Origin of the sequence: Kibdelosporangium persicum (assembly GCF_013280595.1) — a bacterium.
Lineage (GTDB): Bacteria > Actinomycetota > Actinomycetes > Mycobacteriales > Pseudonocardiaceae > Kibdelosporangium > Kibdelosporangium persicum.
In genome coordinates, this window is sequence record NZ_JAAATY010000067.1 from 1 (window position 1) to 13,482 (window position 13,482).

The window sequence follows — 13,482 nt, forward strand, 5'->3', positions numbered from 1 at the left end:
CACCACGGCGCCCGCACTCCAGCCGGGGTGTTCACCCGCGTCGCCCAGCGCCTGCTGGCCATGGCCGCCGGGATCTGGCAGAACTGGGAAACCGGCGTGACCAGCAAGCGGTCACTGATCGCGTTCGATCACTGAACACCAATTTCACGGAATCAGTCATCTAGATCTGGGCCAGGCGGCTCGCGGGCACGGCCGCGACGAGGTGGGTCGGCAACTGGTGATCTTGGCGGCGTGGCAGACGGAGTCGGTGCTCGAGGTACCGCGCCTGGCTGACGACCTCGAACACCACACTGTCGCGGCCGAGCAGTCCTGGCCGAGAGCGCAGACAGATCAAGCTGCGGCTGAAGGCGGTGACGGCGTCGGTAGTGAGATGCGGCGGGAAGTCGAGTCGATAGGTGATGCGGTCGCCGTCGCGGCGGCGTTGGTCGTGATGACGGGTCAGGAAGATGAGACCGGTAAGGGCGCCGCCAGCTACACCAGCCGCCGCGACGGTATGCACAGCACCCAACGTCACCGGGCCACACCCGGCCGCGTTCAGGCAAGCGTCAGCCGTGAATAAATGCGCGTTTGCATCAACAGCACTCATTGACCCCCGGCCGATGTTTCCTCGGCGGGAAACAATGACGGCCGTTAGACCGAGCCTCAGGTACGCGGCCCTACATCTTTTGTACACGACGTTCCTGGACAGGAAACATCAAGGGCGTGGATAACAGACTATCACTCGCCGACTAGGTTGCGCGCGTAGGCAGACTGACTGTTTCCAACTCTTTAGACGTGTGACTGTTGGCGCGCTAATAACCGCGTGGCGCCGCTGTTTTCCAATAAATAAAGTGACGCGCATATTTCGGGTGCACCAGCCGCCGAAGATGCGACCAATTACCACATTAACGCGCCGCTACAGCAGGTGATCTCCCGTCGACACGAGGCGATGGAGGAGACGGCCGCGTTGTTCTAGACTAGTTTCTACCCAGCCTGATAGCTCTAGAGTTGCTAGATACTTCGGCTCAACCGTGACACTACCAGCAGGTCGCCTTGTCTACCACCAGGCCCAGAGCGGCATCCGAGGGCGTTTGTGATCGCAACCAACCACACTGCATCTAAGCTATTTCCGCACGTCGACGTAGTCCCGCCATGTCGATTATCGCGATCTGCCTATACCGACCGGAAACTAGGCCTTCTTGCTGAAACGTACGGATGATCTTCTCCGCCGTGGTCAACTTGATCCCAACAATAGAGGCAAGCTCTTCACGTGTGAGCGGAACAGTCAGGTCCCAGCGCACGCCAGTACGGACGCCATAACTCTCATACAGATCAACGAGCACTCGAGCGACCCGAACGCTGGCGGGACGACCGTGCTCCATCCGGCGTCGATCCGCGTATCGTAGCCGCTCACTGAGCATCGCGGCGACCTCAATAGCCGCATCGGGGTGTCGTGCGAGAAAATTTCGAAACTCCGCCTTGGTCATCCGCTTGAAGAATATGTCCGTCGCAGCGACCGCTGTCGCTTCACGCGGACCAATATCAAGTGCTGACATCTCGCCAATGAGATCCCCTCCGACTCGTATGGCAAGTAAGGTTCGTTCTCCAGTCGGATCACGACCGGTCAACTTCACTGATCCATGAAGAAGAAGCAGCGCGCTCGAATCGTTGTCTCCCTGTGAATAGAGAGTCAAACCCGCCGGTCGACTCTCGGATACCCCCGCGGCCAGAAAATCCTCAAGCGTTCGATCACTAAGCCTTCCCAAGAGAGAACTTTGAGGATAAGCCAGGGAGGCGCCTGCAGTTCTCCTCCGCTTTGCACGGTTAGAGTCAAGCGCTAATGCACCAGGCGAAGCTGGAGGCGCTGTTTGAACAGACGGTCCTACAGTCGAGGCGTCACGAACCTCGTCGACAGAATGGTGAGCAGACCACTCAGCGAAGAAGTCGGAGACATTGCCACCAAGGGCCTCAACAACTCCCTTGAGACTCGACCAAGTCGCCCCTACAGGTTCTCTGAGAACTCGATGTACGGTGTCATGACTAATTCCCGCCTGCACGCCTATTTCTCGCAGACTTGGTGTCCCGGCAGCCTCACGAAGTCGCGCCAAAGCTGCCCGCAAGTTGCTTCGGGCAACTTGGGGCGATATCGACCCCGCCGGCCTCTCAGGCAAAGTCCTCCCAAGGAAAGATCGCTCTTGGTGTCAGACTAGATCATGGAGGCAAACCGGTACAGCTACGGGAATCTGACAAGCGGGTTGCTGCATAGTGCTGCATGGAGACGGACCCAGCGCTGCGAACACTGGGCCCGCCCGTGTGGTCTAGCCCGTCAGCGACGGAAGACCACGTCTCCTATGAGAACGATCGCCCTCGCCCCAGTGGCGAGGGCGTCTCGCTGTACGAGCACACACCCAGCCTCCAGGACTAGCAGAGTGGTACGGAGGTTTTCCCACCACTCAGCCGAGCCTCGTCGGTTGTCACCAGCCTCCGGTCGATTGCCACGCTCAGGCGGTTCGTCCGGCTTACAGGCCGACGGCTCATCATCACTCATGCTGTCTCCTCGCCCCGGTCACATCGACCGGTGTCACGACGTCCGCCGTGCTGACGGACTAGCCGCGCCATCAAGGCGGAGCCGCGGTGGAGACAAGAGAGTGCGGACAAGCGCGCGTCACTCCGCGGAGTGACGGGTACAGCTTGTCGCATGCAGCGGGTCAGCGCTAGCCCACCCTGCCCACCCTTTAGGGAGACCGCTATATCGGTAACGCTGTCAGCGTTGACTTCTACGCTCCGCAAGCGACGCACGCTTCGGCGTAGTCGCAGTTCAGAGGTCGTCCAACCGCATGCGGCATGCCAAAAGTTAGCGCGTGTTTCATAAGCGGGGCAGCCATTCGTTGATCGAGGCGATGACCAGTACCGCTTCGAAGCGCACGGCGAGTTTGTCGTAGCGGGTGGCCACCGCCCGGTTGCGTTTGAGCCGGTTGATGCAGCACTCCACCGCATGCCGCTGCTTGTAGACCTCCGGATCAAACGACGGAGGTCGGCCACCCGCACGGCCGCGCCGCCGCCGATGACCAGCCTGGTCAGCCGGCACCGGGATCGTGGCCGCGATGCCACGACGCCGCAGGTAGCCACGGTTAGCGCGAGAACTGTAAGCCTTGTCCGCCAGCACTCGATCCGGCCGGGTCCGTGCTCGACCACCACCCACCCGAGCGACCCGAATCCCCTCCAGCACCACGGTGAACTGTGGACTGTCGCCCCGTTGTCCGGCGGTCACCACCAGCGACAACGGCTTCTGGCCCTGCTCGGCAGACAGATGCGTCTTCGTGGTGAACCCACCCCGCGAGCGCCCCAGCCCGTGATCAGCTGGTTCGGTGTCGATCCCACCGGGTGGCTCAACCTGCAGATCCCCCTTTGACGCGCACCCGCCGCGTGCTGATGCGCCCGGCTGGTCGTGGAGTCCACACTCACATCCCAGGTGATCAACCCAGCGGCATCCGCACGGGCCTGCAGACCGGCCAGAATCCGCTTCCAGACACCGGCCCGCTGCCAGCGCCGGAACAACCCGTACACCGTCTGCCACGGCCCATAACCCGGCGGGACGTCCCGCCAGGGCGCACCCACTCGGATCCGCCAACGGATCCCGTTGATCAGCTGCCGTTTGGTCCACTTCGGCGGACGACCCGGCCTGTTCCCCACAGGCAGCAGTGGTTCCAGCACCGCCCACTGCGCGTCGGTCAGGTCCGCCCGCCCCATCACCGCTAGGGTGCTCAAACGAGGTCTCCGGTATTCAGGTCTTCTTGGTCGTTGACCGATCTACCGGAGACCTCGCCTATTTGATCAACGACACGCCGACACCAGCCTCACTCCGCACCACACCAGCTCCCAGCTTTGAAACACGCTAGCCGCGACTGCACCCCAGTCCCCGGGAGTAGGTCATCTGTCGAGGGGTCCGCGATCACGGCTGATGGCGGAAGCTGATGCGCATCAACCGGCTGTCGGCCCAGTCTTCGAGCCGAGTCGGCCGGATGGTGCCGGGGTCGTGGGGCTGATTGAGATCCGCCACGATCTCCGCCAGCACCGCCTGACGTTCAGCTGGGTCGGTGACAGGCGTGGCCCGTGCGGGCAGATCCGCACGGATGCCGTTCTTGAGGTGGAAGGTGAAGTCGGGATTGGCGAGAAGGTTCGCATGCCAGTCGGTCGCGGCACCGCGGGCGCCGCTACACAGGTAAGTGGCGCCCGCGGCTCGGTAGAAAAAGATCTCGATGCGGCGTGGCCGGCCGGTGCGGCGCCCCAGCGTCGTGATGTCGATGATCCGTTCCCTGGTGCCCGCGGCGGGGGTGATCTCGATGGCTCGTCGGATGCGATCGGGCAAGTGGGACAAAGACGCGTCCCGTGCGGAGTCGTTCGACCCGGTCGTGTCTGGAGTGCTCATGCGGTCTCGGCCTGAAGGGCGGGGCCGAGGAGGAGTCCACCGTCGATGACGTACTCCGACCCCGTGATGAACGAGGCGTCCGATGACGTGAGGAACAGCAGAAGCCGGGTGACGTCGGCCGGTTCTCCGAGCCGGGGGATGGCGAACGGCTCGGGTGAGTAGAAGTCGGCGATTGCCGCGGTGGCGCCAGCTGCTGGTTCGTGGATGAAGGAGGTCGCGATCACGCCGGGGTGGATGGTGTTCACCCGGATGTGGTCGCGGCCGAGCTCGAGCGCTGCCGTTTGGGTGAGACCTCGCACGGCCCACTTGCTGGCGACGTACGGCGCGTAGTGAGCCGTGCCGCCCAGGCCCATGGTCGAGGCGATGTTGACGATGGCTCCCCCTGCTGCGCGGCGCAGAGCGGGGGCGGCGGCCTTGATGCCGAGGAAGGTCCCTGTGAGGTTGATGTCGAGGATGCGCGACCACGTGGCCTGGTCCGTGTTTTCGATTGTCGCGGGCGGGTTCTGGACGCCAGCGTTGTTGACGAGCACGTTCAGGGCGCCGAAGGCGCTCTCGGCGGCTAGCACAGCGGCGGACCACGAGCTCTCGTCGGTGACGTCAAGGTGGGCGAAGCGAGCGCGGGTCCCGAGTTCGTCGGCGAGAGCGGCGCCGCGTCGCGCGTCGATGTCGCCGATCACCACGTTCGCTCCCTCCGCGTGAAAGGCGCGCACGTGGCTCGAGCCCTGGCCGCCGGACCCGCCGGTCACGAGCACGGTCTGGTTGTCGAAGCGGGGCATCAGATGTTCCTTCGGTACGTGGGGGAATGACCGGATCATCAGTGATGAACGACGGCCAATGGTGAGCCGGGCGACTCACCACTGCCCTGACATTAGGTCGGCAAAGATGGCGAGTCAAGCCACTCACCTCGTATGCTCAGCCTATGAGCAGGGTCGTGACGACGTATCACCAGCGTGTTGCCCAAGAGAAGCGCGCGCAGATCGTGGCCGCCGCGACCGCACTGTTTCTCGAGCTGGGCTACGACCGGACGTCACTGGCGCGGATCGCAGAGCGCTCGGGCGTTTCGCGGGCCACCTTGTTCAAGCAGTTTCCGAGCAAAGCTGCCCTGTTCGACGCCATCGTGACCGAGTCCTGGTCGACAGCTGACGAAGAAGATCCCCCGCCGGCGGGCAACATCGTCGACGGGCTCAGCACCATCGGTCGCCGCTACGCCGAACTGCTAGGCCGTGCCCAGATGACCGACCTGTTCAGGATCGTCATCGCCGAGCTGCCGCGATTCCCCGAACTCGCCAATGCGCAGTTCTCGCACGGAAAGATGCCCTACTTCGAGTCCGTACGCAGCTACCTGCTAGCCGAGCACCAGGCTGGAACGGTGCGGATCGAAGACGTGGACCTCGCAGCCACCCAGTTCCTGGGCATGATCTCCAACTACGTCTTCTGGCCGACACTCCTGGTGCCAGGCTGGGAAGTGAGCGCCGAACGCGTCGCTCAGGTGGTCGACGAGGCCGTCCGCACCATCGCCGCCCGGTACGCCGCGACTGGACCAGGGCCGTCGACCAACGACTGAGTCCCACCGACCGCGACAGAGTCCCGCCGCCAAGGAGCTGATGCCTAACAGAAATTCCCTGCGCAGCACAGGTCGGTTGAGGTCAGGTTACCGCGCCTCAAGCACCTACTAGCAGAACGAACTCTCCCACTCCCCCACAGGCGACGCACAGGACCCAAGACACCCACCAGCAAAGCCAGAACTCCAAAGACATCCGCTACTCCAAGGCAATGCAGACAGTCCTCTTGAGACTTTCCACACCGGCCCCTGGCGCACTTGACGTCCGACCAAATGCGCTCGTGACTCCGGTTCAGGGAGTTGGGACCAACGCGATGTAGTTCGGGCCGGGACCGGGGCCTGGGGTCCAGGGTGAGTCGACGATCCACACCGCGATGGCGTTGGCCGGTGGGGTTTTCAGGAACTGGAGTACCAGCTCGGGTTTCATCCCCGGCGGGGCCCAGTCGAAATGGTGGAAGTTCACGTCGAGCAGCTTGCGACGGATCGGGCCCGATTTAGCCATCACCGACGGCAGCAGCCCGGCGACAGCAGCCGGGTTGGAGAACAAGTCCGCCATCGCGCAGTCGCAGAAATAGGCCTGCGCGCCGACTTCACCGGTCGAGGCGACCACTCGATCGCCCGCGATGGCACGGACTGTGGAACCGATCTGCGCATACTGCTCAGGTGCCGCCCAGTTCGTCTGGATCGGCGCGAACCGCGACGGGAGCTCGCGCGAACCGTAGTAGCCGAGGCAGGCGACAGCCAGCAGCACGACGACCGCTAACGGTCCTGATCGCGGGCGTAGTGCCACCGTCGACCGCTGCGCGGGTGTCGCGGCAGCGGCAACCGCGGCAGCAAGGAACATCGTCGTGCAGATGATGCTTGGACCGTAATACCAGTGGTACGGCGCAACTCCGAGAAACGAGTACGCCACGTAGTGCAGCACTCCGGCCAGCGCCAGCGGAGCGACACGATCCAATTGCCGGACCCGGTCAGTAGGCCGGAACACGCGCAACACAACCCAGATCAGCGCGGCCAGCACGCCGAGCACCGCGGGCAAGACAGACAAGGACGTCGCTGTCGGGAACACACGGAAGTACAGGTCCAGACCGTTATGGAAACCGTAGACGTTCCCGAAACCCGACCAGGTCGAATTCTCCGTCTTGATGAAGAAGGTGATCGGCACCGCCGACCCCAGAGCGAACCAACTCCACAGATACCACGGAAACGTTATCCCGATCGCCGCCACCGGCGCCCACCACCAGCGGCGACGCCAGTTGTGGCACACGAGGAACACAACGAGGGCGACAATCGCCAGATCCGGCCGAGCCAGCACGAGAAGACCACCGAGCAGCCCGAACACGACCGGCCGATCTTCGACCGCACTCGCGAGAAGCAGCGCGATCAACCCGGCACCGAGGGCGGTCTCCAGCCCGATCGAGGAAATCAGCAGCGGGTTGACAACGATTAGCGTCGCGGCCAGCAGCGCGAACCATGCAGGCAGACCGGTCCTACGCGCAACCCGGCGCAACCCGTACTCGACGGCAAGTGCGGACAGCACGTAGACGATTCCCATCGCCAGCACAGGTTGCCGAGTAATCGCGGTGAACCCCGCGAGCACCCATACATAGAGCACCGAGGTCGCGGTGTTCGCGGTCGCGGTGGGAACCAGACCCCAATGCCCATCAAACGCAAGATTGCGGGCATAACTAAGGGTGATGTACGCGTCGTCGACCAAAGAAGTCCTCGCGATCGCGACGACAACCATAGCGACCACCGCCACGAACAGCGACGGCGCCCACGACCTGCTAGGCAGCCACCACGCACTTCGACGCTCAACGCCCGGACCAACTGGACTTGAGCGCATCGACCCGATCGCCGAATTCACTGATTCTCCCCGAGAACACCGTCTGGCAGGCATGCCCACACAAGGGCGCGTCAGTCTATCCAGCGCTCACAGAAGCAAGCCGACAGGCCCTGCATCTGATGAGACCCCGCGACCTGAAGTGAGATCACTCCGGACAAGAACACCGAAGGCACTTTCCCACGCCCTCGAACGACATGATCCGCTGTCTGAACACATTCACATCCTGACCACCGCGGAGACATCGCATGCCCGCCTGACCGTCAAAATGTCCACACGCGACATTGTCCAGTCGAGTGCACATCTCGTTTGACGGACCCTTTCACCGCAAGCGATTACGCCGTCTGTCGGAACTTTTGTAATGGCGTGATTTTTCCTTGTGCGGCGAGTGTCTGGTGAATTACGGTCCGTCAGGGACGGAGCCGGGGGGCTTTGTTGACGTGTCGAGGGGGTTCGAGGGTGAGACGTGTCCTGCTGGCCGCTGCCTGTGTTGTGGCGTCTTTTTCCGCGGTAGTGCCTGTTGCGGCGTATGCGGGACCGTCCGTGGTGGTGAACGCGGAGCAGCCGTCGCATGACTGGGTTTGGGTGCGGTATCTGGCCGGTCATCATCCGTACAGCATGGTTCGGACCTCAGCGTGGTCGGCTTTGATCAGTGAAGATCTGGACGCGGCGGTAGCGGCGTTTTTGGCTCCGGGCGGTGGTTACGACCAAGCAGTCGAGCGTGCGCAGCAGCGTCGTGCGCGCAACGTGGACTTCATCCGTCGCGTGTATGAGACGACAACGCCTGAATACTCGCCCGAGGTGCATAGCACGGCGAAGCGCTTGTTAGGCCCGAATGCGACGGATGTTGAGCGTGAGACGTTCGTGCGTACCGGCTATGAGGTGGCACGGTCACGTGACCGGGTGTATCGCGATGAGGTGGGTGCGCAGAAGCAGGCGCTTGTCCAGAAGGATCGGGATTATGTGCGGTTGCTGTCGCTGAACGATCCGGGTGAGCAGGTCCGGCTCTCGGCGGCGTACGCGGTCCGTGAGGGCTCGACCGATGGCGACGTGGTGGAGTTCTTCGCCTACGGCTGGGCGACGGGCTCGCGGCTGGATCTGGAGGTCTTCCGGATGCGGCACACGAGCGACAACATGACGTGGCGCTCCACGATCGCCCGGTTGATCGCCGATGCCGAGGCGGCGGAAAAGGCCGCGCGTGAGGCGTCGCAGGAGGCCAAGCAGCAGGCCAAGGACGCGGCGGCGCGGGCGTGGCAGCAGGTGGGGACGCAGACCCAGCCGGCACGGTCCGGTTGGTCGGAGGCACAACAGTTCGCCGTGCGCCAGGCGGAGAACTGGCGTGCGGTGCTGGCGGCGGCGCAGGCCGCGCAGGGCCCGAACTGGGCATCGATTATCGATCCGGCAACGGCGTCGGAGACGGCGTGGCTGGCGGAGCGTGCCTCGGCGGCGCAGCAGGCGGCGTACTGGAACGCTCTGCTGCAGCAGGCGATCGACGGCGAACATCGCGTCAAGAACACACTCTGATCTTCCTAGAGGGCATTCGCCGTATCGGGCGGCTGCTTTGCCATGCACAAGAAAAGGGGGAGGAATGCGAAGCACGACGGTCCATAGTAGACGGATAGCACGCGGGTTGGTGGCTGCCGCGATCGTCACCGGCCTGATCGCGCCGGTGGCCGCGCACGCCGCACCACCGCAGGAAGTCCCGCCCGTGGCTGCGTCCCGTAACTCCGAGGCGACCGCCATGGCGCCGGCGATCCCGCGGGAAGCCCCGGATCCGGCCGCAACCGCGGTGCCGGTCTCGACCGAGGTCGAAAAGATCCGGGCGGTCCGCGCGATCGAGGTCGGCGAGGCCACCGAAGAGTGGCTGATGCTGTCGGACAAGAACTTCGTGTTCCGGGTCTACGACCGGATCAATCCGGACAAGTACCCGTTGACCAAGGCCGAGGCCTACCGGGTTTTCCGGATCGTGGTGGACAAGCCGGACGCGCCGGACGCGACCGCGTTCATCCGCGCCGGTGTTCATGATTTCGTTGATCGTGACCACATCGAGTACGCCCGCCGCCAGGAGGAGGCGCGCCGGGCGCGGGAGGATCGGCAGAAGGCGGCGGCGTTCGCGGAGATCCCGGCGGATACGGCGATGCTGGACGGCAACGACCAGAACTTCGTCTACCAGGTATGGCGCCGCTCAACCGGCCCGAAGGTCAAGAACGGTGCCGCGACCGCGTGGGGCGGCGACGCCGCCGCGTGGAAGATGTTCATCACCACCACGATCTACACACTGCACCTGGAAGACCAGCGCGACGCGATCGAGAAGGCCAAGCAGGAAAGCGAGGAGGCCGCCCGGATCCTGGCGGCCAAGCAGGCCAAGAAGAACGCCGCCGCCGTGCTGGGAATCGTGGCTCCGGACGGCTGGCTGACGCTGCCGGATGACAACTTCATCCGGCAACTGCTGGCCACACCGGAGTTGGCTGATCCGCGGCACATCGAGGTCCGCAACGCCGCCATCGCCACATTGCAAAGTGGCAACCCGGCGGACTGGAAGGCGTTCATCGACACGGGTCTCAAAGCCGCTGATGCGCGTGATGCCAAGCGTGAGCGGGACATCCTCGAAGAGGCCGACCGTAAGAAGGTCCGGGACATCAAGGCCACGGCCGAGGCCAGTCTGGTTCGGCCGAGGCTGGTCGCCGCGGCGAACGCGGCACTGGCAGGCACGCATGCCGACGTGGTGAAGTTCCTGTCCGAGACGCAGTACACCGTGTTGAACCAGTCGCTGATGGCCACGACACCGCAGACCGCCGCGAAGGGCTGGTATGCGCGGTCCGACGGCGGTGACGCGTGGATCACCCCAGGCACGCAGAGCACCACAGTCGCCGACGCGCCCTTGGGCGAGGCGAGTTGGAAGGTCGTCACGGGCCTGGCCGACACCAACTGCTTCTCGTTCGAGTCCACCACGCACGTCGGCAGCTACCTGCGTCACCAGAGCTATCGGGTGAAGCTGCAGGCCAGCGACGGCAGCGATCTGTTCAACCAGGACGCGACCTGGTGCGCCAAGCCGGGCCTGGCCGGTTCGGGGGTGTCGTTGGAGGCCAAGAACGTGCCCGGCCGGTACCTGCGACATGCCAACACGGAACTGTGGCTGGCCAACGACAGCGGCGAGTTCGCGTGGGACTATCCGGACGTCTTCAAGGAAGACGCCACATGGAATGTCGTCGACCCGGACCCGCTTGTCACCACGCAGATCATGCTGCGCTGGCTCAACGACGACGGGTGGCGGGCTTTCGCGGGCGATCCCACGGCCGCTGAGGTGCTTGTCGACGGCATCCGTTACCGCGAGTTCGCCAACAACACCCGGGCCTATTGGGGACAAGACACTGGTGTGCGCAGCGTCTCCGGTGCGGCGTTGACCAAGTACCTGGCCGAGGGCGGGCACACCTGGCGGATGCCTGTTCAGGACACCACCGCGACACCCGACGGCGCAGGCGCTTTCACGCACTTCACAGGCGGGTTGTCGATCTACGCGAGTCGGTTCACCGGCGCGCATCTGATCTACGGCGCTATCCGGGACCACTGGCAGAGCCTGGGCTCGGAGCAGTCGTACCTGGGTTATCCGACCGCTGATGAGGAGCAGGTGGGCATTCTGCGCCGCAGCACCTTCCAGCACGGCTACATCTACCACGATCCGAAGGCCCAGAAGACCTGGGACACCACGTTCTGACCCATCCGCTGTTTTCAGGGCCCGGCACTCGTTCTGGCGGGTGCCGGGCCCCACTTATGAATTCCAAGGGGATCGACATAGATGAGACTTCTTCGAAGAGCGGTGGCGGCGTCGTTGACGTTCGCCGTGTTCGCGGGTGTGGTGCATCCCGCGCAGGCGGCTCCGGCCGTGACGGCTGGTCTTGCTGAGGATCCGCCGCCCGCGCGGCCGATGCCGCCCGACCCGTACAAGGAATGGGACGGCACGACCGGTGTCCCGGACACCGGTGACCCACGATTCCGTCAACTGGTGGCCGACAACGCCGAACTCGCCGAGGACGTGGAAGTCCGCGACGCCGCCAAGGCAGCGCTCGACCTCGGGCGAACCGGGATCATGGCGTTCCTCAACGGCGGCAAACGGGAAGCCGAACGCAAAGCCGCCGAACGCAAAGAGCGGGAAGCGGCCGAGAACCGGGCCGCGATCGAGCCGTTGCGCGGCACCGGAGGCCCCTACCTTCGGGCCGAAGTGGACCGTGTGCTCGCGGGCACCGATCTCGATCGTGTCTACTTCCTCGCTTTCACCAGGAGAATCGCCGAACAGCGGGACGCCGCGGTCACGCAAAGCGCGCAGCAGCGCGCCGAGGTGAACCGCGCCCGGGTGACCATGGTGCTCGGTGCAGGTGGTCCTGAGGTCAAACGCGCCGCACAGGCCGCGTTGGACGCCGGAGACGCCGCCATCGAACAGTTCCTCGCCACCGGGTATCTGGAGGCGGCCAGGAAGGACGCCGAGGCGCGGGAGAAGTTCCTCGCCGACGAGGAAGCCCGGCAGAAGGCGGCCGAGGCGTTGTCGGAGCTGGCCAAGAAGTCCGCTCGGGCCAACGAGGCACGCCGGGTCCTGGTGGTGGAGCACGGCAACGGCATCCGCGCGTTGCAGCGTTCGTCCAACGCGCTGATCCTGGCGGGCAACGAAGCCCGCAAGGCCGAGCAGATCCTGGCCGCGAACACCGCGGGCGGCCACCACCCGGTCGATGCCTTCAACGGGGTGAAGGCCGAGGTCGCCCGGCAACTGGACAACGCACGCGCTGCCGCGGACGACGCCCGCCGCGCGGCCGTCCAAGCCCAGGTCCAGGCCGAGGTCCTGGTCGAAACCGGCCTGCCCTACGGCACCCAATGGGCCCAGATGGCCTTCGGCATGTCCCAAGCCGCCCAAGCCGCGATCTCCGCAGTAGAGACTGCCTCGCACTCCGTTGACGCAGCGGCATTTACCGACCAGGCCCGCAACGCCCAGGAACGGGCCGAGCGGCACGCCGAACAAGCCACGAAATGGCGCCAGACCGCCGAAGCACACGCCCGCGCCGCAGCCGACCTCGCCGAAGCCGCCCGCGTGCAAATGGAAGCAGCCAAGGACGCGGCAGCCCGTACGAAGGCCGCGCGTCAGGCTGCTGAGCAGGCTGAGGCAGAGGCGTGGGCGGCTGCTGAGCGGACCCGGCAGCAGCGGATCATCGCCGAACGCGAAGCCGCGACCGCCGCGGCCCAGCGGGCCATCGCCGAACGCGAGCGCGCCACCGCCGCCGCAGCCCGGGGCCGGGCCGAGCAGCAAGCCGCGGTCGCGCGCGCGATGCGGGGCGAAGCCGAGACACAGGCAGGCATCGCGGCGGCTGCCCGAGGCCAGGCCGAGGCAGCGGATGGTGCTGCGGCGCAAGCAGAAACCAACGCCCGCACCGAGGAACGCAACGCCAACACCAGCCGTGACAAGGCCTACCAGGCTGAACGCGATCAGCGCGCGGCCGAGGCCCGTGCCCACGCGATGGACGCCATGGCCGCAGCGGCTCGTGGCGGCCCGCACGCCGCGGCAGCCCAGGCCGAAGCCAACAACGCCCGAGGCGCCGCGACAATCGCGGCTGGTGCCGCCGGCGCGGCCCGTAACGCCGCCAACATCGCCACCGGCGCCGCGGCCGGCGCGCGTGGTGCGGCCAC

General features: G+C 65.0%; 10 protein-coding genes and 1 pseudogene. 5 read left to right on the forward strand and 6 right to left on the reverse strand.

What is annotated here, in order from left to right; translation table 11 throughout:
* A pseudogene (locus tag GC106_RS48600) lies at positions 1-135 on the forward strand (IS982 family transposase); the annotation flags it as partial.
* A 25-nt stretch (positions 136-160) separates the two neighbouring features.
* Here GC106_RS48600 and GC106_RS46585 read toward each other — a convergent pair.
* From GC106_RS46585 to GC106_RS46605, 5 genes are all read right to left on the reverse strand, one after another.
* Positions 161-514, reverse strand: a complete 354-nt coding sequence (locus GC106_RS46585; protein WP_173142621.1) for a hypothetical protein — start codon at positions 512-514, stop codon at positions 161-163.
* 583 nt (positions 515-1,097) lie between these two features.
* A complete protein-coding gene (locus GC106_RS49640; RefSeq protein WP_312873450.1) occupies positions 1,098-2,036 on the reverse strand; it encodes a Crp/Fnr family transcriptional regulator in 939 nt (312 codons plus the stop codon).
* A gap of 809 nt (positions 2,037-2,845) precedes the next feature.
* A protein-coding gene (locus tag GC106_RS46595) for an IS5 family transposase (protein ID WP_376777841.1) occupies positions 2,846-3,729 on the reverse strand; the annotation gives its coding sequence in 2 pieces (ribosomal slippage) (positions 2,846-3,349 and positions 3,352-3,729; 882 coding nt in all).
* Between the two features lie 202 nt (positions 3,730-3,931).
* The gene (locus tag GC106_RS46600; protein WP_217281852.1) at positions 3,932-4,348 is read right to left on the reverse strand and encodes a nitroreductase/quinone reductase family protein; all 417 of its coding nucleotides are present in this window, start codon (positions 4,346-4,348) and stop codon (positions 3,932-3,934) included.
* Positions 4,349-4,404: 56 nt separating this feature from the next.
* Positions 4,405-5,184 (reverse strand): glucose 1-dehydrogenase, encoded by a 780-nt coding sequence (locus tag GC106_RS46605; protein WP_173142624.1) that lies wholly within the window; start codon positions 5,182-5,184, stop codon positions 4,405-4,407.
* A gap of 143 nt (positions 5,185-5,327) precedes the next feature.
* Between GC106_RS46605 and GC106_RS46610 the strand changes: the two genes are divergently transcribed.
* Entirely contained in the window at positions 5,328-5,972 is a 645-nt protein-coding gene (locus tag GC106_RS46610) for a TetR/AcrR family transcriptional regulator (RefSeq protein WP_173142625.1), read from the forward strand.
* 289 nt (positions 5,973-6,261) lie between these two features.
* Here the strand turns inward: GC106_RS46610 and GC106_RS46615 are convergent, their stop codons facing one another.
* Entirely contained in the window at positions 6,262-7,875 is a 1,614-nt protein-coding gene (locus tag GC106_RS46615; protein WP_173142626.1) for a hypothetical protein, read from the reverse strand.
* A 486-nt stretch (positions 7,876-8,361) separates the two neighbouring features.
* On the opposite strand from GC106_RS46615, the gene GC106_RS46620 reads away from it, so the two are divergent.
* The 3 genes from GC106_RS46620 to GC106_RS46630 all read left to right on the forward strand — a co-directional run.
* Positions 8,362-9,336, forward strand: a complete 975-nt coding sequence (locus GC106_RS46620) for a hypothetical protein (protein ID WP_312873451.1) — start codon at positions 8,362-8,364, stop codon at positions 9,334-9,336.
* 109 nt (positions 9,337-9,445) lie between these two features.
* Entirely contained in the window at positions 9,446-11,527 is a 2,082-nt protein-coding gene (locus GC106_RS49645; protein WP_173142628.1) for an AbfB domain-containing protein, read from the forward strand.
* Between the two features lie 81 nt (positions 11,528-11,608).
* On the forward strand, positions 11,609-13,482 hold a 1,874-nt coding region (locus GC106_RS46630), incomplete at its 3' end, for an ALF repeat-containing protein (RefSeq protein ID WP_173142629.1).